Raw genomic sequence first — 25,978 nt, 5'->3', positions numbered from 1 at the left:
CGCTGACGCTGCGCCGGGTGGATACGGCTACGCCGTATCCACCCTAGCGGGCGCCCCGGTGCGGCCTGTCAGCGCTTGAGCACGTAACCGTAGGCGCGAATGCGCCCTGCGTCCTGCTTCAAATACACCCCCTGCAGCTCCGGCGTAAAGCCGGGCAGGCGGTTGATGCCCTCTTCCAGCGCCAGGAAGTATTTCAGCACCGCGCCGCCCCAGGTTTCCCCTGGCACAACACAGAGCACGCCTGGCGGGTAGGGCAGCGCGCCTTCGGCGGCAATGCGCCCGTCGGCCTCCGCCAGCGGCACCAATTCGACGTTGCCACGGATGTACTCGATCTGCGCCTGTTGGGGGTTCATCACCTTTTTCGGGAAATGTTCCTTGCGGAACATGTCTTTCTGCAATTGCTGGACGTTGTGGCTGCGGTACAGGTCGTGCATCTCCTGGCAGAGCTGGCGGATGGTGTAATCGCGGTAGCGCTCCTCGTACAGCGTATAGATGGCCGGCAGCACCCGGCTCATGGGCGCGTCATCGCTGATAAAGCGTTCGAAGCGGGCGATTTGCGCGGCCAGATGGCTCATCTTCGCCCAGTCCTCGGCCGGGGTCAGCAGGAACAGGATCGAGTTGAGGTCGCACTTTTCCGGAACGATGCCATTCTGCCGCAGGAAGTTGGCCAGGATCCCGGCATGAATACCGAAGTCGGTGTAACTGCCATCGATGGGGTCGATCCCCGGTGTGGTAAACAGCAGCTTGCAGGGGTCGATAAAGTACTGCTTGTCGGCATAGCCGGAGAAGGCATGCCAGCGATCCTTGGGGTGGAACTCGAAAAAGCGGATGTCATTGGCGATCTCGTCCGTCGGGTAGTCCTGCCACGGGCGGCCGCCAATGCTGGTGGGCACGAACGGACGCACCAGGGTGCAGGCTTCCAGGATCAGTTTTCGGGCATTGATGCCGAACCTGACGCAGTCGTCCCACAGGCGCAAGCCGCTGCGCCCTGCATGGATGCGCGCATTCACATCCAGGGAGGCGAAGAGCGGGTAATAAGGGCTGGTGGAGGCCTGGGCCATAAAGGCGTTATTCACCCGCGCATGGTTGCAATAGCGCGCTTGCCCCTTGATATGCCGGTCTTTCTTGTGGACCTGGGATGCCTGGGAAAAGCCGGCCTGTTGTTTGTGCACGGACTGGGTGACGAAGATGCCCGGGTCGTTTTCGTTGAGCTCGAGCAGCAGCGGCGAGCAATCGCGCATCATCGGGATGAACTGTTCGTAACCGACCCAGGCCGAGTCGAACAGGATGTAATCGCACAATTTGCCGATGCGGTCGACCACCTGCCGGGCATTGTAGATGGTGCCGTCATAGGTGCCGAGCTGAATGATCGCCAGGCGGAACGGGCGCTCCAGGGTGGCCTTGTCCGGCGCGACTTCCTGGACCAGCTCACGCAGGTAGGCTTCCTCGAAACAGTGGGAATCGATTCCGCCGATAAAGCCATAGGGGTTGCGGGCGGTTTCCAGGTACACCGGGGTCGCACCGGCATGCAGCAGGGCGCCCTGGTGGTTGGACTTGTGGTTGTTGCGGTCGAACAGCACCAGGTCACCGGGCGTGAGCAGGGCGGTGGTCACGACTTTGTTGGAGGCGGAGGTGCCGTTGAGCACGAAGTAGGTCTTGTCGGCGTTGAACACCTTGGCCGCATGTTTCTGCGCCAGTAGCGCCGGGCCTTCATGGATCAGCAGATCGCCCAGCTTGACGTCGGCGTTGCACATGTCGGCGCGAAACAGGGTCTCGCCGAAAAAGTCGAAGAACTGCCGGCCCGCCGGATGCTTGCGAAAGAACTGACCGCCCTGGTGGCCGGGGCAGGCGAACGTGGCGTTGGCGGCTTCGGTGTACTGCTTGAGCGCGTTGAAAAACGGCGGCAGCAGCGCCTCTTCATAGCCCCTGGCCGCGGTCTCCAGCTGGTGGCCGTAGTATTCGGCATTGTTGCGGGACAGGTCGAACACGCCATTGATCTGCAGCAGCACGTCTTCCAGCGTCTTGTAGATGTCCAGCGCGCGGTCACCGCTGCCCGGCGACACGACCAGGAAAATGGGGATATCGAAACCGGTGCGCTTGATGACGTCCAGGGCCCCCGCCAGCAGGTCGTCCCGCGAAAATACCGCCACGGCGACATCGGTGTAATCGGTTTGGTCCAGGGCAACAATCTCGCGGCCGGTGCGAAAGCAGATTCGCACCGTTTCGTTGGCGGCAATCTTCAATGGGTTCACAGCAGTCTCTCCTGGTGGGTGCGCAGGCGGCCGGTCACGGAGGGTGGTACTACAGGGGTAAGTTCCTACCCTGCTGCTGGATCGGCAACCGTATAGGTATAGGCCATCCGCGCAGGCTGGTGGGGCTTTATGCCGTGCTGATCGCAGCGTGGTGGGCAGCGCGGCCCAGGCTGGATCCCTGGTTGCGGCTGTCAGGGTCGCTCAGGCGCCCAGGCGCAGCCGTTCCAGTGCCAGGTAAGGCTCCAGGGCCCAGCGCTCGACGGCGGCCTGCACCTCGGGGCTCGCGGCATCGCGTTTTCGCTGGCTGTCGGGGGTGAACGCCATGCTCGGCGTCTTGGCATCCCAGTGGGCGGTCTGCCGAAGCTGCTCATGGGCGCTGTCGGGAACCGCGAACAGCGGCGCCAGGCGGCCCCACAGGGCCTGCGGCAGTTCCCGGTAGTCGACGGGGAGGGCGCCCCTGGCCTGGCAGAGCTGCAGGCCTTGGTGCAGGATTTTGCCCAGGCTGCGTGCGCTGAACTCCAGGGGCGACAGGCTCGCCGCTTCCTCCAGGGAAAACGCCAGCAGGGATGGGCCAATCATGCCCGGCACCATATGCGCCCCCGGTTGGCGCAGTTGCGAAACGATGATCTCCAGTGGATGGCGGTAGAGGAAGACGCTCGGCGTGGCGGGGTAGAGCTGGCGCAGGAAGTCCGCCTCGAAAATGTTCCAGGCGTCGAGCTTGATCACCAACGGCTGTTGCGACTGCCCGAAGGCCGACAGCAGGGCGGTGACCCAGGTGGGTTGCCAGCGGCTGGCGGCGGGGTCGAAAAAATGCGCCCGCAACAACGCATCCAGCGGTGGCGGTTCGGATAACACCCTATGGGTCGGCAACCGCGCCAGCAACTGCGCCATCAGGGTCGAGCCGCAGCGCGAAGCATGGTGGATAAAGGCTTGCGGGGCGGCTGCCGGCGAGCGCTGCTGCCAGTCGACCAGCGCGCTGATCGGCGTGATGCGTCGCATCGCCTGGTTAAAGGGCTTGCGCAGGGCGAGCTGTACGCTGTCGCGGTAAAAGGGTTGCGTCAGCGGCGTGTCACCGAACCAGCACCAGTCGATCCACCATTGCCCCTGTTCCATCCAGGCGCGGATCGGCAGCCAGCCGGTGAAATCCATTTCGTGCGTGTCGGCCATGTTTACACCGTCCATTGATCGAACCAGGCGCGGCGCCCCTGGCGCAGGGCCGTCTGCACCTCGCCTTCGCTGAAATGCAGGCCTTTGGAGGCCGCCAGGGTGCGGGCGAGCTCGGCGAACGCACGCGGATCGTCCACCGCCAGCAGCTGCTCGAGCAGGTTGCGGTCCTGGTGGGCGAGCGCCCGGAACCGGGCGAAGTCGAGGGCGCCGCGGGGCGGCACTGCGGCCGGTGTGTTGCCCAGACCCTGTTCGATCTGTTGCAGCAACCAGGGGTTGCGCTGGCAGTCCAGCACCAGGTGCACACGGGTCTGGTCGCTGCGGTTTTCCACCCTATGGGGTCGGCTCAGGTCGAGAAACCAGAGTTCGCCCGGCTGCATGGGAATGCTGTGGCCATCGAGGATAAATTCCACCTCGGGATGGCTGAGGATCGGCAGGTGCAGGCGCAGGTCGCCGTCCGGGCCGCCCAAGTCCGGGTCGCAGTGCTCGCGAATCTGCGCCCCTGGACCCAGGCGCAGCAGGCGGGCGCTGGTCAGGCTGCAGGGCAGCTGTTCGAGCCACTGCCACCAGGACGGATAGTCACGCAGCAGCGCGGTCGGCTCGGCGCGGCCGGCCTGGCGGTCCACGTGCAGGCGGGTACCGGCCGAAGGGGCAGCCAGCAGGGCGATACCGCTCCAGTCACCGCTGAAATAGCCGCTGTTGAAATGGGGCTGCCAGGCGGTTTCCGGCAGCCTGGCCAGCTCGGCTTGCAGGGGGGCGGTCGGGAAGGTCAGGGGCAAACGACTGTAGAGGGGCAGTGCATCAGTCATCACGAAGGCTCGGCGGCGGCTGTGCGGAGCATTCTAGGCGAAAGGGTCAGGTATGGGGCGCCATTGCCGCGTACACGCCGTCCTGCCTGCACAATCGCGCGGTGGCTCAGCTCGCCACCCCGCCTGCACCGCTCAGCCGTGCCGCCGCGGCGGGTCAGAGTTTGAAGAAGCTGACTTTGTCGGTCAGGCGATTGGCCAGGGACGCCAGTTCGCGGCTGGAGGAGGCCACCTGTTCGGAGCCCGACGACGTTTCCAGGGTGGCGTTGTGAATACGGTTGATATTCTGATTGACCTCCTCGGCCACCGCGCTCTGCTCCTCCGAGGCGCTGGCAATTTGCGCGTTCATGTCGTTGATGGCGCCCACTTCATGGCGGATCTTGTTTAAGGCGGATTCCGCCAGGCGGGTCTGCTCGACCGTTTGTTGGGCCAGCAGGCGACTGTTGCGCATCACGCCGGCGGCCTTGCCGGCTCCGTCCTGCAGCTTTCCGATCATGCCGCGAATCTCCCGGGTCGACTCCTGGGTGCGGGTCGCCAGCGAACGCACCTCATCGGCCACCACCGCGAAGCCGCGACCGTGCTCGCCAGCGCGTGCCGCCTCGATGGCAGCGTTCAGGGCCAGCAGGTTGGTCTGATCGGCAATGGCGGTGATCACTTCGATGATCTTCTCGATGTTTTCGCTGTCCTGGGAGACCTGCTGCACGCTTTCGGCGGCGCTTTCGAGGACTTTCGCCAGCTCGTGGATGGCGTTGGCCGTTTCGCCCACCACACGGTTGCCGGTCGCCACCTCTTCGTCGGCGGTGCGGGTGGCGCTGGCGGCACTGGAGGCATAGGTGGCCACCTCATTGACCGTGGCGGCCATCTGGTTGATGGCCGTGGCCATTTGTTCGGCCTCGCTGGACTGGAGGCGGATCTGGCCATTGTTGCGGCTGGAGGTCGCCAGCAACTGACTGGAGGAGAGGGTCAGTTCGCTGGCGGCGGCGCGGACCTGGGTGATGGTCTCGGCCAGGTGCTTGATCATGTCCTGCACGGCACCCATGACGCTGTGTGGATAGCGGGTTTCGAGACGTTGATTGAGTTCGCCGCGGGCCAGGCGTTGAATGACCTCGGCCACCTGGTGCGGCTCGGCGCCCAGGGTGGATTTGAGCTTGCCGATGATCAGGGCCGACACGGCGACACTGAGGATGATCGCCGCCAACGTGGTAAGCAGCATCAGCAGTCGGAAGCCCCCAGCGGTTTCGCGCACGGCGCCGATGTCCTTGCCGATGGCACTTTCTTCGTGGTTGATAAAGGCGTTTATCTGTTGCAACCACTGGGTGTAGGCGCCGGAGACCTCGGTCAGCAAAAACGCTTGCGCCCCCGCGATGTCCCCCTTCTGGCGCTGAGCGATCAGGCTGGCCGTCAACGCCAGGGTGCGGCGCTCGGTGTCCTTGATCTGGCGGAGCAGATCCTGTTCGGCGGGCGTCGGGTCCTGTTCGAGCAACAGCCGATCCATGGAACGGGCCGACTCCTGATAGAAGGCGTTCAACCGCTCGATATCCCGCAGGTGGTTGTTAAGGGCCTGCTCGTTGTCTACCAGGACCGCATCGCGGATGGCGATGGCGCGGTCATGGACGCTGCCGCGGAAGTTAATGGCGTAACGCTGTTTCACGGTCGCCCCTTCACTGACCGCGGTCAGGGTGGCATCGATAAAACCGACGCGTTGCACGCCGATCAGGCTGATCAGCAGCATCAGTGAGAGGATCAGGCCGAACCCCAGGCCGAGACGTTGGGCGATGCTGAGCTGTGAAGGCATTGCAGAAGCTCCGGTAAGAACGCGAGTCAGGGTGACAATCGATAGTGGCTCTTTGCTATATTCTGGATCCTATCTTATACAAAACAATATTCTTGTACAGCTATTTGCGTGCGCGAGCTTACGGATATGAGGCGGCCGCGGAGAGCGGCTTGATGTGGCGCGGTGTTGCGTGAGCGGAGGGATTGTTGTGGCTGCCGTGAGAACTTGTACAAGTCGGGTCTCGGTATAGGAGGGAAGTCCGGGTTATCCTGAGCGCCCATTTCCATCGAAGCCTGCGCCATGCTGGTGATCTCCCATAGCGTTCAACTGCCCGACAGCGAGATCGAGCTGTCGGCCATCCGTGCCCAGGGCGCGGGCGGGCAGAACGTCAACAAGGTGTCCAGCGCGGTGCACCTGCGGTTCGACAGCCAGGCGTCGTCCTTACCGAGCTTTCACAAGGAGCGCCTGCTGCTTTGGCGCGACAGCCGTATCACCAGCGACGGGGTGGTGGTGATCAAGGCCCAGCAGTACCGGACCCAGGAGCAGAACCGCGCCGATGCGCTGAAGCGGCTCAAGGCGCTGATTCTCGAGGCCACCCATGTGGAGAAAGCCCGGCGGCCGACCAAGCCCACCCTGGGCTCGAAAAAGCGCCGCCTGGAAGGCAAGAGCCAGCGTGGCTCGATCAAGGCCGGGCGTGGCAAGGTGGAGTACTGAAGCGCTCGCGTGGAGTGCGTGGCTCAGCGGTCGGGCGGGCCGCCGAGGGTCACAGGCTTAGGGCCTGTTGTGCGGCGATAAGCGATGACTGGTCGTTCGTGCTGAGGCCCTGACGGCGCGTTTTATGCCGGGTCTGGTTTCAAAACCAGACTCGGCGCGGCCGCGCCGGGAGTGTCCACCGGCCCTAGTTGCAGACTTGGGCCAGCGCCCGCGCCAAGTCGCCTAGACGTGCTTCGGCCAGCCCCGCCACATTGGCCCGGCCATCGCCAACCAGGTAGACGCCGCTGTCCTCGCGCAGACGCAGCACCTGGGCCGGACTCAGGCCGGTGTAGGAGAACATGCCGCGCTGCGTCGCCAGGTGGGCAAAACGTTCCGCCAGGCCATGGGGCGCCAAGGCCTCGAGCAGGCCCAGGCGCAAGGCGGCGATGCGCTGGCGCATGGCGTCCACCTCCGTTATCCATAGGTTTTTCAGCTCGACGTCCTCGAGGATTTGCGCGACCACCGCGGCGCCGTGGGCCGGTGGCGTTGACCACAGGTTGCGGGCGATCAGCGCCAGCTGGCTGCGCACCGCGCTAAGGCGTTCGAGGCTGCTGGCGCAGACGATCAGCGCGCCGGTGCGCTCGCGGTACAGGCCGAAGTTCTTCGAGCAGGAACTGGTGATCAGCACCTCCGGCAGCGTCTCGGCGAACAGCCGCACGGCCCAGGCATCGGCCTCCAGGCCGTCGCCGAAGCCCTGGTAGGCGAAATCGATCAGCGGCAGCAATTCGCGCGCCTGGACCACCGCCAGCACCCGTCGCCAGTCGGCCTGGCTCAGGTCGAAACCACTGGGGTTGTGACAACAGGCGTGCAGCAACACCACGTCGCCATGGGGGACCCGGCCCAGGGTCTCGAGCAGCGCCTCGACATCCAGGCAGTTGTCGGCGTTGACATAGGGGTAGTGGTTCACCGCCAGCCCGGCCTCGGCGAACAGGGTCTGGTGGATCGGCCAGGTCGGGTCGCTGAGCCAGATGCCTTTTCCCGGCAGACAGTGGCCGATAAAATCCGCGGCCAGGCGCAGGGCCCCGGTGCCGCCCGGGGTCTGAGTGGCGGCGGCGCGTTGCGTGGCGATCAGCGGCGAATCCGTGGCCAGCACCAGCTGCGTCAGCCGCTGGGCAAACAGGGGGTCGCCATGTCCGCCGATGTAGCTCTTGCTGGTCTCGCTGGCCAGCAAGCGCCGTTCGGCCTGCTTGACCGAGGCCAGCACCGGCGTGATGCCCTGGGGGTCCTTGTAGACACCCACGCCCAGGTCCAGCTTGCCGGGCCGCGGGTCCGCCCTGAAGGCCTCCATCAACCCGAGGATCGGGTCGCCCGGCACCAGTACCACCTGGGAGAAATGCATTATTTGCGACCTTCCGCCGTGGCCGCCACGTCGTCGGTGCGCGCGGCCATGATGAAGTCGTTGCGGTGCAGACCCTTGATCGAGTGGCTCCACCAGGTGACGGTGACCTGGCCCCATTCGGTCAGCAGGCCAGGGTGATGGCCCTCGGCTTCGGCGATCGCGCCGACCGCATTGGTGAAGGCCAGGGCCTGTTTGAAGTTCTTGAAGCGATAGATTTTTTCCAACTGCATGATGCTGTCGCGGACTTCGATGTTCCAGTCCGGGATCTGCTTGAGCAGGGCCGGCAGCTCGGCGTCGTCGACCTGGGGCGCGCCGGCCTGGCAGGCTTCGCAATGGGCTTGGTTGAGGGCGGTCATGGGCAGTCCACTTAAGTGAGTGAGGGGAGTCGGTGTGCCAGGGGCGGTCAGGCCGCCTTGGGCGGGAATTTCGGTGCGTGCAAACCCAGCTGCATACCCCGGTGGACCATCGCCATGATGTCCTCCTGGGCCAGGTCGAACAGGCGCTTGAGCTCGGGCAGGACAAAATACAGCGGTTGCAGGATATCGATACGATAGGGCGTGCGCATGGCATCCAGCGGATCGAAGGCCTGGTGTTCCGGGGTATCGGAGAGGCTGTAGACGGTTTCCTTGGGCGAGGAGAGGATGCCGCCGCCGTAGATCCGCCGGCCCTGGGGAGTGTCCACCAGGCCGAACTCGATGGTCATCCAGTACAGGCGGGCCAGGTACACCCGCTCTTCCTTGCTGGCCTGCAGGCCCAGCTTGCCATAGGTGTGAGTAAAGGCGGCGAACCAGGGGTTGGTCAGCAGCGGGCAGTGGCCGAAGATTTCATGAAAGATGTCCGGTTCCTGCAGGTAATCCAGTTCGTCTTCGCGGCGAATAAAGGTCGCCACCGGAAATTGCCGATTGGCCAACAGTTCGAAGAAGGTCTGGAAGGGAATCAGCGCCGGTACCCGTGCCACCTGCCAACCAGTGGTGGCCTGCAAGACGGCATTGACTTCGCCCAGTTGCGGAATACGGTCATGGGGCAGGCCGAGCTGGTCGATGCCGTCCAGGTATTCCTGGCAGGCGCGGCCTTCGAGTACCTTGAGCTGGCGGGTGATCAAGGTGTGCCACACGGCGTGTTCGGCGTCCGGGTAGTGGATAAAACCGCTGTCGTCCGGCTGGCGAGCCACGTATTGAGTGGTTTTCATCGGGGTTTCTCCTGCGCGACCTGCCTCGAAGCGATCGCGCACTCTTGTTGTTGTATGGCCCTATCGATACCGCACAAGTGCCATCCCTGCAGCAGCCCCTTTCCCGGCATGCAGACTTGTGTCCGGTTAAATCGTAAAGAATCAATTACGCCTTGGGCCAAGTGGCGAGTTTTCGAGTTGCCGGCTGCGCATTTCGTAACATATTCTTTACGACAAATTAGGCCCCTTTGACGAAAAACCGGCCTCCCGGTGTCGCCGGGAGGCTGCAGACAAGGCGAACCATGCGAATCAAGGTCCACTGTCAAAACCGTGTTGGCATCCTGCGCGACATCCTCAACCTGCTGGTGGAGTACGGCATCAACGTGGCCCGCGGCGAGGTCGGCGGCGAGCAGGGCAATGCGATCTACCTGCACTGTCCGAACCTGATCAACCTGCAGTTCCAGTCGCTGCGCCCTAAATTCGAGGCGATTGCTGGGGTGTTCGGGGTCAAGCGGGTCGGCTTGATGCCCAGCGAACGCCGTCATCTGGAACTCAATGCGCTGCTCGGCGGGCTGGAGTTTCCGGTGCTGTCCATCGATATGGCCGGCTGCATAGTCGCGGCCAACCGCGCCGCGGCGCAGCTGCTGGGCGTGCGGGTGGACGAGGTGCCCGGCATTGCGCTGTCGCGCTACGCCGAGGACTTCGACCTGCCGGCGCTGGTACGGGCGAACAAGTCGCGGATCAACGGCCTGCGGGTCAAGGTCAAGGGTGACGTGTTCCTGGCCGATATCGCCCCGCTGCAATCCGAACACGACGAAAGCGAGGCCCTGGCCGGCGCGGTGCTGACCTTGCACCGCGCCGACCGGGTCGGCGAGCGTATCTACCATGTGCGCAAGCAGGAGCTGCGCGGTTTCGACAGCATTTTCCAAAGCTCGAAAGTCATGGCGGCGGTGGTGCGCGAGGCACGGCGCATGGCGCCGCTGGACGCGCCGCTGTTGATCGAAGGGGAAACCGGCACCGGCAAGGAGTTGCTGGCGCGGGCCTGCCACCTGGCCAGTCCACGTGGACAATCGCCCTTTATGGCCTTGAATTGCGCGGGGTTACCCGAGTCCATGGCCGAGACCGAGCTGTTCGGTTATGGCCGGGGGGCCTTCGAAGGCGCGCGCCCGGAAGGCAAGCTGGGTCTGCTGGAATTGACCGCCGGCGGCACCCTGTTTCTCGATGGGGTCGGCGAGATGAGTCCGCGCTTGCAGGCCAAGCTGCTGCGTTTTCTGCAGGACGGCGGCTTTCGTCGGGTCGGCAGCGATGAAGAGGTGTACCTGGATGTACGGGTGATCTGCGCGACCCAGGTCGATCTGTCCGAGCTGTGCGGCCAGGGCGCCTTTCGCCAGGACCTCTACCACCGGCTCAATGTGCTGTCGCTGCATATTCCGCCGCTGCGGGATTGCCTGGATGGGCTGGCGCCGCTAGTGGAGCATTTCCTCGACCAGGCCAGCCGACAGATCGGTTGCGCCTTGCCGCGTCTGGCGCCGCAGGTCTTCGAGCGCCTGCAGCATTACCATTGGCCGGGCAATGTACGGCAGTTGGAGAACGCGTTGTTCCAGGCCGTGTCCTTGTGCGACGGCGGCATGGTCAAGCCCGAGCACATCCGCCTGCCGGACTACGGCGCGCCACAGCCCCTGGGTGATTTTTCCCTGGAGGGTGGGCTGGACAGCATACTCGACCGTTTCGAAAAGGCGGTGCTGGAGCGCCTGTTCCACGAATACCCGAGCAGTCGGCAGCTGGGCAAGCGCCTGGGCGTGTCCCACACCACGGTGGCCAACAAGCTGCGCCAACACGGTTTGGGTAAAGACTAGGGCCTGTGGGCCACCATGGGCATGGGTTGCACCTCCACAAGGCGTCCCGCGCCTGGCCTGGGACCTTTCTTCGCGGCAACGCGGCGCGTGTGGCGAGTGCCCGCAGGTCCAAAGGGGGCACGAAAGCCGTGCGACCGGCATTAGACCTTGGTGCAATGGGGGGCAAGCCTGGACCGGCCTATAACGTACGGGCCCTGCCTGCGTGGTTCGGGTGACTTTTTCATCATTCCTTCCCGGAATGTTCAAGGGCGGCCTTCGGGTCGCTCTTTTTTTGCCCGTTACGCCAGCATCGGTGAGTAAGGAGCGCGCTATCAGCCCTGGGTTTGCCTGCACCGGGCTGTTGAGGTGTCGTAAAACCCCTGGGTTATGTAAGGCTAAGACCATGGTCGAATGGTTGTCGGTCGGGGTGAGGGCTAAAAAAGACAGCATAAAACGACAACGACCCCTCGAGGTGTTTGCTGATGAGTGCTGCTTCCCTGTATCCCGTGCGTGCCGACGTGGCGGCGTACACGCTGACCGACGAGGCGAGCTACAAGGCCCTGTACCAGCAGTCGGTGGTCAATCCCGACGGCTTTTGGCGCGAGCAGGCTCAGCGCCTGGACTGGATCCGGCCATTCACCACGGTCAAGCAGACCTCCTTCGACGACCATCATGTCGATATCAAGTGGTTCGCCGACGGCACCCTCAACGTCTCGGCCAACTGCCTGGACCGGCACCTGGCCGAACGTGGCGACCAGGTGGCGATCATCTGGGAGGGCGACGATCCCAGCGAGCAGCGCAACATCACCTACCGCGAACTGCACGAGCAGGTGTGCAAGTTCGCCAATGCCCTGCGCGGCCAGGATGTGCACCGGGGCGACGTGGTGACCATCTATATGCCGATGATTCCCGAGGCGGTGGTGGCGATGCTGGCCTGTACCCGCATTGGCGCCGTGCATTCGGTGGTCTTTGGCGGCTTTTCGCCCGAGGCCCTGGCCGGGCGCATCATCGACTGCCGCTCCAAGGTGGTGATCACCGCCGATGAAGGGCTGCGTGGCGGCAAGACCACCCCGCTGAAGGCCAATGTCGACGATGCGCTGACCCACCCCGACACCAGCAGCGTGCAGAAACTGATCGTCTGCAAGCGCACCGGGGGCGCGATCAAGTGGAATACGCATCGGGATGTCTGGTACGAGGACCTGATGGCGGTCGCCTCCAGTCACTGCCTGCCCAAGGAAATGGGCGCCGAGGAGGCGCTGTTTATCCTCTACACCTCCGGCAGCACCGGCAAACCCAAGGGCGTGCAGCACAGCACGGCCGGTTACCTGCTGTACGCGGCCCTGACCCACGAGCGGGTTTTCGACCACCGGCCGGGCGAGGTGTTCTGGTGCACCGCCGATGTCGGCTGGGTCACCGGACACAGTTATATCGTTTACGGGCCGCTGGCCAACGGCGCCACCACCCTGCTGTTCGAGGGCGTGCCGAACTACCCGGACATCACCCGGGTGTCGAAGATCATCGACAAGCACCAGGTCAATATCCTCTACACCGCGCCGACTGCCATCCGCGCCATGATGGCCCAGGGCGAGGCGGCGGTGCAGGGCGCCAGCGGCGCGAGCCTGCGCCTGCTGGGTTCGGTGGGCGAGCCGATCAATCCCGAGGCCTGGAATTGGTATTACAACACGGTGGGCCAGGGCCGCTGCCCCATCGTCGACACCTGGTGGCAGACCGAAACCGGGGGCGTGCTGATCAGCCCCTTGCCCGGGGCCACCGCATTGAAGCCGGGTTCGGCGACCCGGCCGTTTTTCGGCGTGGTGCCGGCCCTGGTGGACAACCTGGGCAACCTGATCGAGGGCGCGGCCGAGGGCAACCTGGTGATACTCGACTCCTGGCCGGGCCAGGCGCGTACCCTCTATGGCGACCATGACCGCTTCGTCGACACCTACTTCAAGACCTTCAAGGGCATGTATTTCACCGGCGACGGTGCCCGTCGCGACGAGGACGGCTACTACTGGATCACTGGCCGGGTCGATGATGTGCTGAACGTCTCCGGTCATCGCATGGGTACCGCCGAGATCGAGAGCGCGATGGTTGCCCACCCCCAGGTTGCGGAGGCCGCGGTGGTCGGCATGCCGCACGACATCAAGGGCCAGGGCATCTATGTCTATGTCACCCTGAACCATGGCCAGGAGCCCAGCGAAGCCTTGCGCCAGGAACTCAGGCAGTGGGTACGCAAGGAGATCGGCCCGATTGCCTCGCCGGACGTGATCCAGTGGGCGCCGGGGCTGCCCAAGACCCGCTCGGGCAAGATCATGCGCCGTATCCTGCGCAAGATCGCCAGCGCCGAGTATGACGGCCTTGGCGATATTTCGACCCTGGCCGACCCCGGGGTGGTGCAACACCTGATCGATACCCATCGCGGTATGCAGGCCGCCTGAGTCGCGAGTGTTCCAGTCTCACGCCCCGGCTCAGTCGGGGTTTTTTATCACGGGCGTTATCCTGATTTACCGTCTGTGCGACCGAGACTGGGGTTATTTGCGGCGATCAGCGTGCGGTCGATAACGGGTGTTTATGGATACTTATCGGCATAACTTGGGATGCGTGGACGTAACACCCAGGGGTAACACCCGCCTCGGACGATGGCGCCGGAGCGGGGCGGGTGGAAACAACTGAAGCGTCGCTGCGCTAAAGTGGGGCGCCGCTCATTCGCCTTGCTTCGCTGCAGGCAGCGTAAGTCGGGGGTATGAGTTAAAGCGGCGCGATTATTGCTGTACCAGTCAGTTGCGTTTGTTGATTTGCTATCCATGTATCGGTGCCTCTGTCAATCCTCCTTCTGTCTCCCGCCTGGCACTTTGTAATTAGTTGTCGCATTGAGGAAATATCGACCGGGGGGCTGTCGTTAGAATGCCGCTCACCCAGCCGGAGCCCACTGTGGCCTAGCAAGCACGCCGCAAAGACGGCGACTCTTCCTACAATTCACGGACGGCCTGGGCAATTCCACTGACTGCCAACCGATGCCATTCCCTTTGTAGGAGTCACAAGATGAAGAAGATTGCACTTCTCGGCGCCCTGGCGCTGTCCCTGCTGTCGCCCCTGGCCTTGGCAGAAGACGCCAAAGCCTTGCGCATCGGTATCGAAGCGGCCTACCCGCCGTTCGCCTTCAAGACCCCGGAAGGTGCGATCACCGGTTTCGACTACGACATCGGCATGGCGCTGTGCGCGGAGATGAAGGTCGAGTGCAAGTGGACCGAGCAAGAGTTCGACGGCCTGATCCCGGCGCTCAAGGTGCGTAAGTTCGATGCGATCCTGTCTTCGATGTCGATTACCGACGACCGCAAGAAAGCCGTGGATTTCACCGGCAAGTACTACCACACCCCAGCCAAGCTGGCGATGAAGGCCGGCACCGTGATCAACGACCCGCTGGCCGACCTCAAGGGCAAGCGTGTGGGCGTGCAGCGCGCCTCGATCTATGACCGCTATGCCACCGAGGTATTCGCCCCGGCGGGTGTCGAGGTGGTGCGTTACGGCTCGCAGAACGAGATCTTCCTCGACATGACCTCCGGTCGTCTGGATGCCACCCTGGCTGATGTGGTGAATATCGACGACGGTTTCCTCAAGACCGACGCCGGCAAGGGGTTTGCCCTGGTGGGCCCGGACTACACCGAGCCGAAGTACTTTGGCAACGGTGCCGGTATCGCCGTGCGCAAGGGTGACAAGGCCCTGGCCGACAAGATCAGCGCGGCTATCCTGGCTATTCGTGCCAACGGCAAGTATCAGGAAGTGCAGGACAAGTACTTCAAGTTCAACGTCTACGGCGAGTAATCGCTTTTCCCTGAAAGTGGCGCACACTTCCCTGGGGTGGTGCCACTTTTTCGTTGCTCCAGCGCGGTGGGCGAGTGGTGTCTCCGTGCTGTCTGAGGATTCGCAATCATGCTGAACGGTTATGGGGCAACCATTCTCGACGGTGCCTGGCTGACCCTGCAATTGGCGTTGACATCGATGGCCGTGGCCGTGGTGTTGGGGTTGCTCGGTGCCGCCTTTCGCCTGTCGCCGCTACGCTGGCTGGCGTTGCTGGGCGAGGCCTATTCCACGGTGATCCGCGGTATTCCCGACCTGGTACTGATCCTGCTGATTTTCTACGGCGGTCAGGACTTGCTGAATCGTGTCGCCCCTATGCTCGGCTACGAGGAGTACATCGACCTCAATCCGTTTATGGCCGGCGTCTTCACCATGGGCTTTATTTTTGGTGCCTATTTGTCCGAGACCTTTCGTGGGGCCTTTATGGCCATCCCCAAGGGGCAGGGCGAGGCGGGCGCGGCCTATGGCATGAATGGCCTGCAGGTGTTCTTTCGTATCCTGGTGCCGCAGATGATCCGTTTCGCGATCCCCGGTTTCACCAACAACTGGTTGGTCTTGACCAAGGCCACCGCGCTGATTTCGGTGGTGGGCCTGCAGGACATGATGTTCAAGGCCAAGAGCGCGGCGGACGCCACGCATCAGCCCTTCACTTTTTTCCTGGCGGTGGCGGCGCTCTACCTGGTGCTGACCACGGTCTCCCTGCTGGCCTTGCGTCAGCTGGAAAAACGCTACTCGGTGGGTATCAAGGCGGCTGATTTATGATTCTCGATTTTTCCGTGATCTGGGACAGCCTGCCGCTGTATTTCGATGGCGTGCTGGTGACCTTGAAACTGCTGCTGATCGCGCTGTTTTGTGGCCTGTTGCTGGCGGTGCCACTTGGCCTGATGCGGGTCTCGCGCGCACCCTGGGTGAACTTTCCGGCCTGGTTCTACACCTACGTGATTCGCGGCACGCCGATGCTGGTACAGCTGTTTTTGATCTATTACGGCCTGGCCCAGTTCGAGGTGGTGCGCAACAGCGTGTTCTGGCCTTACCTGTCCAGCGCGACCTTCTGCGCCTGTCTGGCCTTTGCCATCAATACCAGTGCCTACAGCGCGGAAATCCTCGCGGGTAGCCTCAAGGCCACGCCCAACGGGGAGATCGAGGCCGCCAAGGCCATGGGCATGTCCCGGGCCAAGCTCTATCGGCGCATCCTGTTGCCCTCGGCGCTGCGGCGTGCCCTGCCGCAGTACAGCAACGAAGTGATCATGATGCTGCACACCACCAGCCTGGCCTCCATGGTGACCCTGATCGACCTCACCGGCGCCGCGCGCACGGTCAACTCGCAGTTCTACATGCCCTTCGAGGCGTTTCTGACCGCGGGTGCGTTCTACCTGTGCATGACCCTGGTGCTGGTACGCCTGTTCAAGCTGGCCGAGCGCCGTTGGCTGGTCTACCTCGCGCCGCGCAAGGCCTGAGGAGCGGCTTATGGAGCGCATCGAGCATGTGTTGCCCTGGGGCTGCCCCGGTACCGAACGCCGGCTGACGGTGTTCCGGTTCGGCGGCGGGCCGCGCAAGGCCTATATCCAGGCCTCGTTGCACGCCGATGAACTGCCAGGCATGCGCGTGGCGGTGGAGCTCAAGCGCCGCCTGGTCGAACTGGACGCCCAGGGGCGCCTCAATGGGGTCATCGAACTGGTTCCGGTGGCCAACCCGATTGGCCTGGGGCAATTGTTTCAGGCGACCCAGCAGGGCCGTTTCGAGCTGGGCAGTGGCAAGAATTTCAACCGCGATTTCGCCGACCTGGCGACCCTGATCGCGCCGGCACTGGAAGGTTGTCTGGGCGGGGAGGGCGCCAGCAATGTGCGCCTGATCCGCGCCGCCATGCAGGAGGCGCTGGCCTCGTTGGCCCCGCCCTTGTCGGAGCTCCAGGGCTTGCAACGCCTGCTGTTGGCCCACGCCTGCGATGCCGATGTGGTGCTCGACCTGCATTGCGACTTCGAGGCGGTGGTGCATTTTTACCCGATTCCCCAGCAATGGCCGCAGTGGCGCTCCCTGGCGGCGCGCTTGCGGGCGGGGGCCGTGCTGCTGAGCGAGGATGGCGGCGGCAGCTCCTTCGACGAGGCCTGCTCCACCCCCTGGCTGCGGCTGTCGCGGCAGTTTCCCGAAGTCCCCATTCCGCTGGCGTGCCTGGCGGCGACCCTCGAGCTGGGCGGCATGGCCGATACCGACAAGCCGCTGGCGCAAGCCAGCGCCGAGTCGATCCTGGCCTTCCTCGCCGAGCAGGGGCTGATTGCCGGTGACTGGCCAGCGGCGCCCGACGCCTGTTGTGAAGCGACGCCTTTCGAGGGCGCCGAGTACCTCTATGCACCCCATGCCGGGGTGGTGAGTTTTCTCCAGCCGGTCGGTGCGTACCTGCGCGCCGGTGATCCCGTGTTCGAGGTGATCGATCCGCTGGACGACCGCCACAGCACGGTCCTGGCCGGCACCGATGGCGTGCTCTATGTCCGTGAGCGCCTGCGTTTTGCCCAGCCGGGACTCTGGCTGGCCAAGGTGGCAGGCCATACCCCGATTCGTCAGGGTCGCCTGCTCAGCGACTGAATTCCACTGCATTCGAGAGTCGACAGCATGTACAAATTGGAAGTCCAAGACCTGCACAAGCGCTATGGCAGCCATGAGGTGCTCAAGGGTGTGTCGCTGGCCGCCAAGGCCGGTGACGTGATCAGCATCATCGGCTCGAGCGGTTCAGGCAAAAGTACCTTCCTGCGCTGCATCAACCTGCTCGAGCAGCCCCATGGCGGCAAGATCCTGCTCAATGGCGAAGAGCTCAAGCTGGTGGCCAACAAGGACGGCGCCTTGAAGGCGGCCGAGCCCAAGCAACTGCAACGGATGCGCTCGCGGCTGTCCATGGTGTTCCAGCACTTCAATCTGTGGGCGCATATGAGCGCCCTGGAAAACGTCATGGAAGCGCCGGTGCATGTGCTGGGCCTGAGCAAGAAAGAGGCGCTGGAGAAGGCCGAACACTACCTGGCCAAGGTCGGCGTGGGTCATCGCAAGGACGCCTACCCGGCGCATATGTCCGGCGGCGAGCAACAGCGCGTGGCGATCGCCCGGGCGCTGGCCATGGAGCCGGAAGTGATGCTGTTCGACGAACCGACCTCGGCCCTTGATCCGGAACTGGTCGGCGAGGTGCTCAAGGTGATGCAGGACCTGGCGCAGGAAGGTCGCACCATGGTGGTGGTCACCCACGAAATGGGCTTCGCCCGCGAAGTCTCCAACCAGTTGGTGTTTCTGCACAAAGGGGTGGTCGAGGAGCGGGGTGATCCGCGCGAAGTGCTGGCCAACCCGCAATCCGAGCGATTGCAGCAGTTTCTTTCCGGCAGCTTGAAGTGATAATGCCGCGCTTAGGCGTGCGTTTCCATGCCCACAAGAGCCTGACATGACAGCCCATCGTATTGGTTTTTTGCTGTGGCCCTCGACCAAGGCCATGACCCTGGCCCTGGCCGAGGAAGCGTTGCGCGTGGCCCAGCGGGTGCACCCCGAGGTGGTCTACGAGTTGCTGTTCCTGCAAGCCGAGCCACCCGCCGAGGGTGCCTGGCGTTTGCCGGGCGAAGCCTGGGTGGGCAAGCTGGAAGGTTGCCAGAAGCTTTTCTTGCTGGCTGACGAGCCGCCGGGGCCCATTGCGCCGCCGTTGTCCGCCGCGCTCAAGCAGCTGGTGCGCGCTGGCTGCAGCATCGGTGGCTTGTCCGCCGGGGTCTATCCCCTGGCCCAGCTCGGTCTGCTCGACGGCTACCGTGCGGCGGTGCACTGGCGTTGGCAGGACGATTTCACCGAGCGTTTTCCCAAGGTCATCGCCACCAGCCACCTGTTCGACTGGGATCGCGATCGACTGACCGCCTGTGGTGGCCTGGCGGTGCTGGATCTGCTGCTGGCGGTGCTGACCCGCGACCACGGCGCGGAGCTGGCCGGCGCGGTATCGGAAGAGCTGGTGGTCGAGCGGATTCGCGAAGGTGGCGAGCGTCAGCGTATTCCGCTGCAGAATCGCCTGGGTTCCAGTCACCCCAAGTTGACCCAGGCGGTGCTGCTGATGGAAGCCAATATCGAGGAGCCACTGACCACCGACGAGATTGCCCAGCACGTCTGTGTGTCGCGGCGCCAGCTGGAACGTATCTTCAAGCAGTACCTGAACCGCGTGCCCAGTCAGTACTACTTGGAGCTGCGGTTGAACAAGGCGCGTCAGTCGCTGATGCAGACCAGCAAGTCGATCATCCAGATCGGCCTGTCCTGTGGTTTTTCGTCAGGGCCGCATTTCTCCAGCGCCTACCGCAACTTCTTCGGTGCCACCCCCCGCGAAGACCGCAACCAGCGTCGCAGCAACAGCCCTTTCGAACTGACCTCGGCGCCCGTCGAGCGCGGTTGAGGCCACGGGGCGTTTCCGTCCACGGCGGCGCACGCCACCCCTTCAGCGTGACGGTCGCACTTCAGCGGCCCGGGTGATCGAAAAAGGCGAGCCCATGCGTGCCCGGGTCGCGGTCGGAACCTGCCAGTCAGGGCGTGGAGAAAAATTTTCCGCGGGTGCGCCGCTGCGCCGAACAGCGTTTAAACTGCGCCTTCGCGACGCTTTCTGTCGCATTTCCATAAGCCCCGCAACGCCGCGGGTTGGCGCTATAAGAAGTTGTCGCATGGCGGCAATGCCCGCCGTAATTCAGTCCCTACAATCCATTTCATCGCTGGCCGTAATGGCAGGCGTTCCTCGTCAGGAGAGCTTCGATGTCTGTTGAGCATGCTCAGGTGCAACGCGCCGATTTCGACCAAGTCATGGTCCCCAACTATGCCCCCGCGGCCTTTATCCCGGTGCGTGGCGAGGGCTCCCGCGTCTGGGACCAGAGCGGTCGTGAGCTGATCGACTTTGCCGGCGGCATCGCCGTCAACTCCCTGGGTCACGCCCATCCGGCGCTGGTCGCGGCCTTGACCGAGCAGGCCGGCAAGCTGTGGCACGTGTCGAACGTGTTTACCAATGAGCCGGCCCTGCGCCTGGCGCATAAGCTGGTGGCCGCGACCTTCGCCGAGCGGGTGTTTCTCGCCAACTCCGGCGCCGAGGCCAACGAGGCCGCGTTCAAGCTGGCCCGGCGTTATGCCCATGACGTCTATGGGCCGGAAAAATGCGAGATCATCGCCGCCACCAACAGCTTCCACGGGCGCACCCTGTTCACCGTAACGGTCGGTGGCCAACCCAAGTATTCCGATGGCTTCGGTCCCAAGATCGAAGGTATCAGCCATGTGCCGTTCAATGACCTGGCGGCCCTGAAAGCGGCCATCTCCGACAAGACCTGCGCCGTGGTGCTCGAACCCGTGCAGGGCGAAGGCGGTGTGCTGCCCGCCGACCAGGCCTACCTGGAAGGCGTGCGCAAACTGTGCGACGAGCACAACGCGCTGCTGGTGTTCGACGAAGTGCAAAGCGGCATGGGCCGCAGCGGCGAATTGTTCGCCTATATGCATTACGGCGTCACCCCCGACATCCTCTCCAGCGCCAAGAGCCTGGGTGGCGGTTTCCCCATCGGCGCCATGCTCACCACCAGCAAGATCGCGGCGCACTTGTCGGTGGGTACCCATGGCACGACCTATGGCGGTAACCCGTTGGCCAGCGCGGTTGCCGGCGCGGTGCTGGACGTGATCAACACCCCCGAGGTGCTCGCGGGCGTCAAGGCCAAGCACCAGCGCTTCAAAACTGCGCTGCAGCGCATGGCCAGCCAGTACGGCCTGTTCGGTGAGGTGCGCGGCCTCGGCCTGTTGATCGGCGCGGCCCTGTCCGACGCCTGGAAAGGCAAGGCCAAGGACGTGCTCAACGCCGCCGAGAAGGAAGGCGTGATGGTGCTGATGGCCGGTCCCGACGTGATGCGTTTCGCCCCCAGCCTGGTGATCCCGGACGCCGATATCGACGAGGGCCTGGCCCGCTTCGAACGCGCGGTGGCCAAGTTGACCCAGGCTTGAAGTTGACGGGCGTTAGGGCGTTTGGTCCGAGTGACGCACGCTGACGATTGAACCCATGCCCGGCACAGGAGGTGCCGGGGTCCTTTCAGGGATGAGCGTTTCTGTGTGTGCCGCGGCCCTTGGGCCGCGGTTTTCTCTGGGCGGCTCAGCGCGAGTGGCTCGGAGCTTTTCTTCCAAGGAGTGACACCATGCTGGTGATGCGCCCCGCGCAAATGGCTGATTTGGCCGACGTACAACGTCTGGCTGCGGACAGTCCGGTTGGTGTTACCTCCCTGCCGGACGACAGCGCCCGGTTGAGCGAGAAAATTGCCGCCTCGGATGCGTCCTTTGCCGCCGAAGTCAGCTTCAACGGCGAGGAAAGTTATTTCTTCGTGCTGGAGGACAGCGAGACCGGACGCCTGGTCGGTTGTTCCGGCATCGTCGCCTCCGCCGGGTATTCCGAGCCGTTCTACAGCTTTCGCAACGAAACCTTCGTGCATGCGTCGCGCTCCTTGTCGATCCACAACAAGATCCACGTGCTCTCGTTGTGCCACGACCTGACCGGCAACAGCCTGTTGACCAGCTTCTACGTGGAAAAGCCGTTGGTGGACTCGGTCTGGGCCGAGCTCAATTCCCGCGCCCGCCTGCTGTTCGTCGCCAGCCATCCGGAGCGCTTCGCCGATGCGGTGGTGGTTGAAATCGTCGGGCAGAGCGACGAGCAGGGCGATTCGCCGTTCTGGGATGCGGTGGGGCGCAATTTCTTCGACCTCAACTACGCCGAGGCCGAGCGCCTGTGCGGACTGAAGAGCCGGACCTTCCTCGCCGAGCTGATGCCGCACTACCCGATCTATGTGCCGCTGTTGCCGGATGCCGCCCAGGAAGCCATGGGCCAGGTGCACCCGCGGGCGCAGATCACCTTCGATATCCTGATGCGTGAAGGCTTCGAAACCGATCACTACATCGATATTTTCGACGGTGGCCCGACCCTGCATGCGCGCACCTCGGGTATTCGCTCCATCGCCCAGAGCCGCATGGTGCCGGTGCGCCTGGGCGAACAGGGCAAGGGCGGACGTCCGTACCTGGTCTCCAACGGCCAATTGCAGGATTTCCGCGCCATTGTCGCCGAACTGGATTGGGTGCCCGGCAAGCCGGTCACCCTGAGTGTCGAAGCCGCCGAAGCCCTGGGCGTCGGCGAAGGTGCCAGCGTGCGCCTGGTTGCGGTTTAAGGAGTCGTTATGATCGTTCGTCCCGTACGCAGTGCCGATTTGCCGGCGCTGATCGACCTGGCGCGCAGCACCGGCGCCGGCCTGACGACCCTGCCGGCCAACGAGGAGCGTCTGGCCCACCGTGTCGGCTGGGCGGAAAAAGCCTTCCGTGGCGAGGCCGAACGGGCCGATGCCGACTACCTGTTCGTGCTCGAGGACGACGACGGCAAGGTGCTCGGTATCTCCGCCGTGGCCGGTGCCGTCGGCCTGCGCGAACCCTGGTACAACTACCGCCTGGGCATGATCGTCAGCGCCTCCCAGGAGCTGAATATCCACCGCGAGATCCCGACCCTGTTCCTGGCCAACGACCTGACCGGCAACTCGGAACTCTGCTCGTTGTTCCTCCACGGCGAGCACCGCACCGGCCTTAACGGCCGCCTGCTGTCCAAGGCGCGTTTCCTGTTTATTGCCGAATTCCCGCAGTTGTTCGGGCCCAAGGTGATCGCCGAAATGCGTGGCATGTCCGATGAAAAAGGCCGTTCGCCGTTCTGGGAAAGCCTGGGTCGGCATTTCTTCAAGATGGAGTTTTCCCGCGCCGATTACCTGACGGGCGTGGGCAACAAGGCCTTTATCGCCGAGTTGATGCCCAAGTTCCCGCTTTACACCTGTTTCCTGTCGCAAGAGGCGCGCGACAGCATCGGCCGGGTTCATCCCGATACCGAGCCGGCCCTGAGCATGCTCAAGTCCGAGGGCTTCAGCTACCAGGGCTACGTCGATATCTTCGACGCCGGTCCGTCGATCGAGGCGCAAACCGCGAAGATCCGCGCGGTGTCCGACAGCCGTACCCTGGTGCTGGCGGTCGGCACCCCGGGCGACGATGCGCCGCCCTACCTGATCCACAACCGCAAGCGTGAAGACTGCCGCATTACCGCCGCGCCGGCACGCCTGGCCGCCGGTACCCTGGTGGTCGACCCGAAAACCGCCAAGCGCCTGCGCCTGGGTGCCGGTGATCAGGTGCGCGCGGTGCCGCTGTCGGCCAAGCCGGCGGTCACCAAGGAGCCCAACTGATGAGCACCCATTACATCGACGGTCACTGGCAGCCCGGCCTGGGCGAGTCTTTCGAGTCGCTTAACCCGGTCAGTCAGGCGCGCTTGTGGAGTGGCCAGGCGGCCAGCCCTGAACAGGTGCAGGCAGCGGTCACGGCCGCCCGTGCGGCCTTTCCGGCCTGGGCGCGACGGACCCTGGAGGAGCGGGTCGAGGTGCTGGAGCGATTCGCCGCGGTGCTCAAGCAACGCAGCGATGAACTGGCTCACTGCATCGGCGAAGAAACCGGCAAGCCGCTCTGGGAAGCCAGTACCGAAGTGACCAGCATGGTCAACAAGGTGGCGATTTCCCTGCAAAGCTACCGTGAGCGCACCGGCGAGAAGAGCGGGCCGCTGGCCGACGCCACCGCCGTGCTGCGCCATAAGCCCCATGGCGTGGTGGCGGTGTTTGGCCCCTACAATTTTCCCGGGCACCTGCCCAACGGCCATATCGTGCCGGCCTTGTTGGCCGGTAACGCGGTTATCTTCAAGCCCAGCGAGCTAACGCCCAAGGTCGCCGAGCTGACCGTGCAGTGCTGGATCGACGCGGGCCTGCCCGCCGGTGTGCTCAACCTGCTGCAGGGCGCTCGGGACACTGGTATCGCGCTGGCGGGCCAGGCGGACCTCGATGGCCTGTTCTTCACCGGTTCGAGTCGTACCGGCAATGCCTTGCATGCGCAATTCTCCGGGCGGCCGGACAAGATCCTGGCCCTGGAAATGGGCGGCAATAACCCCCTGGTCATCGATCAGGTGCAGGACCTCGATGCGGCGGTCTACACCATCATCCAGTCGGCCTTTATCTCCGCCGGGCAACGTTGCACCTGCGCGCGGCGGTTGCTGGTGCCCGAAGGGGCCTGGGGCGATGCCTTGCTGGCGCGGTTGGTCAGCGTGGCCGCGACCCTCAAGGTCGGTGCCTTCGACGAGCAGCCGGCGCCATTCATGGGCTCGGTGATCTCCCTGGACGCGGCTCGTCACCTGCTCAAGGCCCAGGAACAACTGATCGCCCAGGGCGCCAGCGTGCTGCTGGCGATGACCCAACCGCTGGCCAACGCCGCGTTGCTGACCGCCGGGATACTCGACGTGACGGCCGTCGCCGAGCGTGCCGACGAGGAATTTTTCGGCCCGTTGTTGCAGGTGCTGCGCTACCACAGTTTCGACGACGCCATTCGCGAGGCCAACGCCACTCAGTTCGGCCTGGCGGCCGGCCTGCTGTCGGACAGTGCCGAGCGTTACCAACGGTTCTGGCTGGAAAGCCGGGCCGGCATCGTCAACTGGAACAAGCAGTTGACCGGCGCCGCCAGCACCGCGCCCTTCGGCGGCGTCGGCGCCTCCGGCAACCATCGCGCCAGCGCCTATTACGCAGCCGACTACTGCGCCTACCCGGTCGCTTCGCTGGAAAGCGCCACCCTGAGCCTGCCTGCCACCCTGACGCCGGGAGTAAGCCTGTGAATGCCTATGAAGTGAATTTCGACGGTCTGGTCGGGCCGACTCACAACTACGGCGGCCTGTCCTATGGCAACGTGGCGTCCCAAGGCAACAGCCAGCAGCAGTCCAGCCCGAAAGAGGCGGCCAAGCAAGGTCTGGCGAAGATGAAGGCCCTGATGGACATGGGCTTCAAGCAGGGCGTGCTGGCGCCCCAGGAGCGCCCGGACGTGGCAGCCCTGCGCAGCCTCGGTTTCAGCGGCAGCGATGCCCAGGTCATTCAACAGGCCGCCAAGCAGGCCATGCCGTTGCTGGTCGCCAGTTGTTCGGCTTCCAGCATGTGGACCGCCAATGCGGCCACTGTCAGCCCCAGCGCCGACACGGCTGATGGCCGGGTGCACTTCACTGCCGCCAACCTGAACTGCAAATTCCACCGCAGCCTCGAGCACCCGGTGACCGGGCGTATTCTCGGGGCGATGTTCGCCGACCCGCAGCATTTCGCCCACCACGCCGCCCTGCCGGCCGTGGCGCAATTCGGCGACGAAGGCGCGGCCAACCACACGCGGTTCTGCCGGGGTTACGGCGAGGCCGGGGTGGAGTTCTTCGTCTTTGGTCGCAGCGCCTTCGACAGTCGCCTGCCGGCGCCACAGCGTTATCCGGCGCGCCAGACCCTGGAGGCGAGCCAGGCGGTGGCGCGCCTGCATGGTCTGGGCGAGGACGGCGTGGTGTATGCCCAGCAGAACCCCGCGGTGATCGACCAGGGGGTGTTCCACAACGACGTGATCGCCGTGGGTAATGGCGAAGTGCTGTTTTACCACCAGGACGCCTTTCTCGACACCGAGCGGGTGCTGGCGCAGTTGCAGGACAAGCTGGCACGCCGTGGCGGCCAGTTGCGTGCAGTCTGCGTGCCTCGTGACCAGGTAACGGTAGAGGACGCGGTGCGTTCCTACCTGTTCAACAGCCAGTTGCTGACCCAGGCCGATGGCTCGATGCTGCTGATCGTGCCCGAGGAGTGTCGCAACAACGGGCGGGTCTGGCAGTACCTGACGCGCCTGACTGCCGAGACTGGGCCCATACGCGAAGTGAAGGTCTTCGACCTCAAGCAGAGCATGCAGAACGGCGGCGGACCCGCCTGCCTGCGCCTGCGGGTGGCGCTCAAGGACGCGGAACTGGCGGCGGTCAATCCCGGGGTGATCATGACCCCGGCGCTGAATGAAACCCTGGTCGCCTGGGTCGATAAGCATTATCGCGATCGCCTGAGCGAGGCCGACCTGGCCGACCCGCAATTGCTGGTCGAGTGCCGCACGGCCTTGGATGAACTGACCCGTATCCTTACACTGGGCTCGGTTTACCCCTTTCAACTCGCTTGAA

At 64.1% G+C, this 25,978-nt stretch carries 21 protein-coding genes and 1 pseudogene; 14 read left to right on the top strand and 8 right to left on the bottom strand.

The window, feature by feature from the left end:
* Positions 1-68 precede the first annotated feature (68 nt).
* The 5 genes and pseudogenes from speF to ABWY06_RS25905 form a co-directional block, all read right to left on the bottom strand.
* Entirely contained in the window at positions 69-2,252 is a 2,184-nt protein-coding gene (speF, locus tag ABWY06_RS09600) for an ornithine decarboxylase SpeF (RefSeq protein ID WP_353925341.1), read from the bottom strand.
* A gap of 201 nt (positions 2,253-2,453) precedes the next feature.
* Positions 2,454-3,419: a sulfotransferase family protein gene (locus ABWY06_RS09595; RefSeq protein ID WP_353925340.1), complete on the bottom strand. Its 966-nt coding sequence runs from the start codon at positions 3,417-3,419 to the stop codon at positions 2,454-2,456.
* A gap of 2 nt (positions 3,420-3,421) precedes the next feature.
* Positions 3,422-4,225 carry an aspartyl/asparaginyl beta-hydroxylase domain-containing protein gene (locus tag ABWY06_RS09590; RefSeq protein ID WP_353925339.1) on the bottom strand — a complete coding sequence of 268 codons (804 nt, stop codon included), beginning with the start codon at positions 4,223-4,225 and terminating at the stop codon, positions 3,422-3,424.
* Between the two features lie 154 nt (positions 4,226-4,379).
* Positions 4,380-5,084 (bottom strand): methyl-accepting chemotaxis protein, encoded by a 705-nt coding sequence (locus ABWY06_RS25910; RefSeq protein WP_502948179.1) that lies wholly within the window; start codon positions 5,082-5,084, stop codon positions 4,380-4,382.
* A 423-nt stretch (positions 5,085-5,507) separates the two neighbouring features.
* A pseudogene (locus ABWY06_RS25905) lies at positions 5,508-6,017 on the bottom strand (MCP four helix bundle domain-containing protein); the annotation flags it as partial.
* A 279-nt stretch (positions 6,018-6,296) separates the two neighbouring features.
* Between ABWY06_RS25905 and arfB the strand changes: the two are divergent.
* Complete coding sequence (gene arfB / locus ABWY06_RS09580) at positions 6,297-6,710, top strand: alternative ribosome rescue aminoacyl-tRNA hydrolase ArfB (protein WP_353925337.1); 414 nt, start codon at positions 6,297-6,299, stop codon at positions 6,708-6,710.
* Between the two features lie 184 nt (positions 6,711-6,894).
* On the opposite strand, the gene ABWY06_RS09575 is transcribed toward arfB, so the two are convergent.
* Genes ABWY06_RS09575 through phhA form a run of 3 tightly spaced genes read right to left on the bottom strand, consistent with a single transcriptional unit; the run spans position 6,895 to position 9,277 of the window.
* Positions 6,895-8,091 (bottom strand): amino acid aminotransferase, encoded by a 1,197-nt coding sequence (locus tag ABWY06_RS09575; protein ID WP_353925372.1) that lies wholly within the window; start codon positions 8,089-8,091, stop codon positions 6,895-6,897.
* Positions 8,088-8,444: a 4a-hydroxytetrahydrobiopterin dehydratase gene (locus ABWY06_RS09570; protein ID WP_353925336.1), complete on the bottom strand. Its 357-nt coding sequence runs from the start codon at positions 8,442-8,444 to the stop codon at positions 8,088-8,090. Before ABWY06_RS09570 ends, ABWY06_RS09575 begins: the two co-directional genes overlap by 4 nt.
* A 47-nt stretch (positions 8,445-8,491) precedes the next feature.
* Positions 8,492-9,277 carry a phenylalanine 4-monooxygenase gene (phhA, locus tag ABWY06_RS09565; RefSeq protein WP_353925335.1) on the bottom strand — a complete coding sequence of 262 codons (786 nt, stop codon included), beginning with the start codon at positions 9,275-9,277 and terminating at the stop codon, positions 8,492-8,494.
* 281 nt (positions 9,278-9,558) lie between these two features.
* Between phhA and ABWY06_RS09560 the strand changes: the two genes are divergently transcribed.
* The 13 genes from ABWY06_RS09560 (at position 9,559) to astB (ending at position 25,977) form a co-directional block, all read left to right on the top strand.
* Entirely contained in the window at positions 9,559-11,112 is a 1,554-nt protein-coding gene (locus ABWY06_RS09560) for a sigma-54-dependent transcriptional regulator (protein WP_353925334.1), read from the top strand.
* A gap of 461 nt (positions 11,113-11,573) precedes the next feature.
* Complete coding sequence (gene acs / locus ABWY06_RS09555; RefSeq protein WP_353925333.1) at positions 11,574-13,529, top strand: acetate--CoA ligase; 1,956 nt, start codon at positions 11,574-11,576, stop codon at positions 13,527-13,529.
* A 604-nt stretch (positions 13,530-14,133) separates the two neighbouring features.
* Positions 14,134-14,913 carry an L-arginine-binding protein AotJ gene (gene aotJ, locus ABWY06_RS09550; RefSeq protein ID WP_353925332.1) on the top strand — a complete coding sequence of 260 codons (780 nt, stop codon included), beginning with the start codon at positions 14,134-14,136 and terminating at the stop codon, positions 14,911-14,913.
* 108 nt (positions 14,914-15,021) lie between these two features.
* On the top strand, positions 15,022-15,711 hold the full coding sequence (locus ABWY06_RS09545) for an ABC transporter permease (RefSeq protein WP_353925331.1): 690 nt from the start codon (positions 15,022-15,024) through the stop codon (positions 15,709-15,711).
* Complete coding sequence (locus tag ABWY06_RS09540) at positions 15,708-16,406, top strand: ABC transporter permease (protein WP_353925330.1); 699 nt, start codon at positions 15,708-15,710, stop codon at positions 16,404-16,406. The genes ABWY06_RS09545 and ABWY06_RS09540 overlap by 4 nt, the downstream gene beginning before the upstream one ends.
* A gap of 10 nt (positions 16,407-16,416) precedes the next feature.
* Complete coding sequence (locus tag ABWY06_RS09535) at positions 16,417-17,529, top strand: succinylglutamate desuccinylase/aspartoacylase family protein (protein ID WP_353925329.1); 1,113 nt, start codon at positions 16,417-16,419, stop codon at positions 17,527-17,529.
* A gap of 27 nt (positions 17,530-17,556) precedes the next feature.
* Entirely contained in the window at positions 17,557-18,321 is a 765-nt protein-coding gene (locus ABWY06_RS09530) for an ABC transporter ATP-binding protein (protein ID WP_353925328.1), read from the top strand.
* 46 nt (positions 18,322-18,367) lie between these two features.
* The gene (gene argR / locus ABWY06_RS09525) at positions 18,368-19,348 is read left to right on the top strand and encodes a transcriptional regulator ArgR (RefSeq protein ID WP_353925327.1); all 981 of its coding nucleotides are present in this window, start codon (positions 18,368-18,370) and stop codon (positions 19,346-19,348) included.
* A 350-nt stretch (positions 19,349-19,698) separates the two neighbouring features.
* Positions 19,699-20,919 (top strand): aspartate aminotransferase family protein, encoded by a 1,221-nt coding sequence (locus tag ABWY06_RS09520; protein WP_353925326.1) that lies wholly within the window; start codon positions 19,699-19,701, stop codon positions 20,917-20,919.
* A gap of 188 nt (positions 20,920-21,107) precedes the next feature.
* Positions 21,108-22,124 carry an arginine/ornithine succinyltransferase subunit alpha gene (aruF, locus tag ABWY06_RS09515; RefSeq protein ID WP_353925325.1) on the top strand — a complete coding sequence of 339 codons (1,017 nt, stop codon included), beginning with the start codon at positions 21,108-21,110 and terminating at the stop codon, positions 22,122-22,124.
* A 9-nt stretch (positions 22,125-22,133) separates the two neighbouring features.
* Positions 22,134-23,171, top strand: a complete 1,038-nt coding sequence (gene astA / locus ABWY06_RS09510) for an arginine N-succinyltransferase (RefSeq protein ID WP_353925324.1) — start codon at positions 22,134-22,136, stop codon at positions 23,169-23,171.
* A complete protein-coding gene (gene astD / locus ABWY06_RS09505; RefSeq protein ID WP_353925371.1) occupies positions 23,168-24,634 on the top strand; it encodes a succinylglutamate-semialdehyde dehydrogenase in 1,467 nt (488 codons plus the stop codon). Before astA ends, astD begins: the two co-directional genes overlap by 4 nt.
* Complete coding sequence (gene astB, locus ABWY06_RS09500) at positions 24,631-25,977, top strand: N-succinylarginine dihydrolase (RefSeq protein ID WP_353925323.1); 1,347 nt, start codon at positions 24,631-24,633, stop codon at positions 25,975-25,977. Before astD ends, astB begins: the two co-directional genes overlap by 4 nt.
* Position 25,978 lies beyond the last annotated feature (1 nt).

This window comes from Pseudomonas sp. (assembly GCF_040514055.1).
Lineage (GTDB): Bacteria > Pseudomonadota > Gammaproteobacteria > Pseudomonadales > Pseudomonadaceae > Aquipseudomonas.
This window is presented reverse-complemented; position numbering and strand designations above follow the sequence as displayed.

Coding starts and splice junctions, on each gene's coding strand:
- aruF (WP_353925325.1), top strand. CDS start 21,108: ATGCTGGTGATGCGCCCCGCGCAAATGGCTGATTTGGCCGACGTACAA.
- astA (WP_353925324.1), top strand. CDS start 22,134: ATGATCGTTCGTCCCGTACGCAGTGCCGATTTGCCGGCGCTGATCGAC.
- arfB (WP_353925337.1), top strand. CDS start 6,297: ATGCTGGTGATCTCCCATAGCGTTCAACTGCCCGACAGCGAGATCGAG.
- ABWY06_RS09545 (WP_353925331.1), top strand. CDS start 15,022: ATGCTGAACGGTTATGGGGCAACCATTCTCGACGGTGCCTGGCTGACC.
- ABWY06_RS25910 (WP_502948179.1), bottom strand. CDS start 5,084: ATGGCCGCCACGGTCAATGAGGTGGCCACCTATGCCTCCAGTGCCGCC.
- phhA (WP_353925335.1), bottom strand. CDS start 9,277: ATGAAAACCACTCAATACGTGGCTCGCCAGCCGGACGACAGCGGTTTT.
- ABWY06_RS09535 (WP_353925329.1), top strand. CDS start 16,417: ATGGAGCGCATCGAGCATGTGTTGCCCTGGGGCTGCCCCGGTACCGAA.
- ABWY06_RS09540 (WP_353925330.1), top strand. CDS start 15,708: ATGATTCTCGATTTTTCCGTGATCTGGGACAGCCTGCCGCTGTATTTC.
- ABWY06_RS09560 (WP_353925334.1), top strand. CDS start 9,559: ATGCGAATCAAGGTCCACTGTCAAAACCGTGTTGGCATCCTGCGCGAC.
- acs (WP_353925333.1), top strand. CDS start 11,574: ATGAGTGCTGCTTCCCTGTATCCCGTGCGTGCCGACGTGGCGGCGTAC.
- ABWY06_RS09595 (WP_353925340.1), bottom strand. CDS start 3,419: ATGGCCGACACGCACGAAATGGATTTCACCGGCTGGCTGCCGATCCGC.
- aotJ (WP_353925332.1), top strand. CDS start 14,134: ATGAAGAAGATTGCACTTCTCGGCGCCCTGGCGCTGTCCCTGCTGTCG.
- ABWY06_RS09590 (WP_353925339.1), bottom strand. CDS start 4,225: ATGACTGATGCACTGCCCCTCTACAGTCGTTTGCCCCTGACCTTCCCG.
- ABWY06_RS09570 (WP_353925336.1), bottom strand. CDS start 8,444: ATGACCGCCCTCAACCAAGCCCATTGCGAAGCCTGCCAGGCCGGCGCG.
- argR (WP_353925327.1), top strand. CDS start 18,368: ATGACAGCCCATCGTATTGGTTTTTTGCTGTGGCCCTCGACCAAGGCC.
- ABWY06_RS09520 (WP_353925326.1), top strand. CDS start 19,699: ATGTCTGTTGAGCATGCTCAGGTGCAACGCGCCGATTTCGACCAAGTC.
- ABWY06_RS09530 (WP_353925328.1), top strand. CDS start 17,557: ATGTACAAATTGGAAGTCCAAGACCTGCACAAGCGCTATGGCAGCCAT.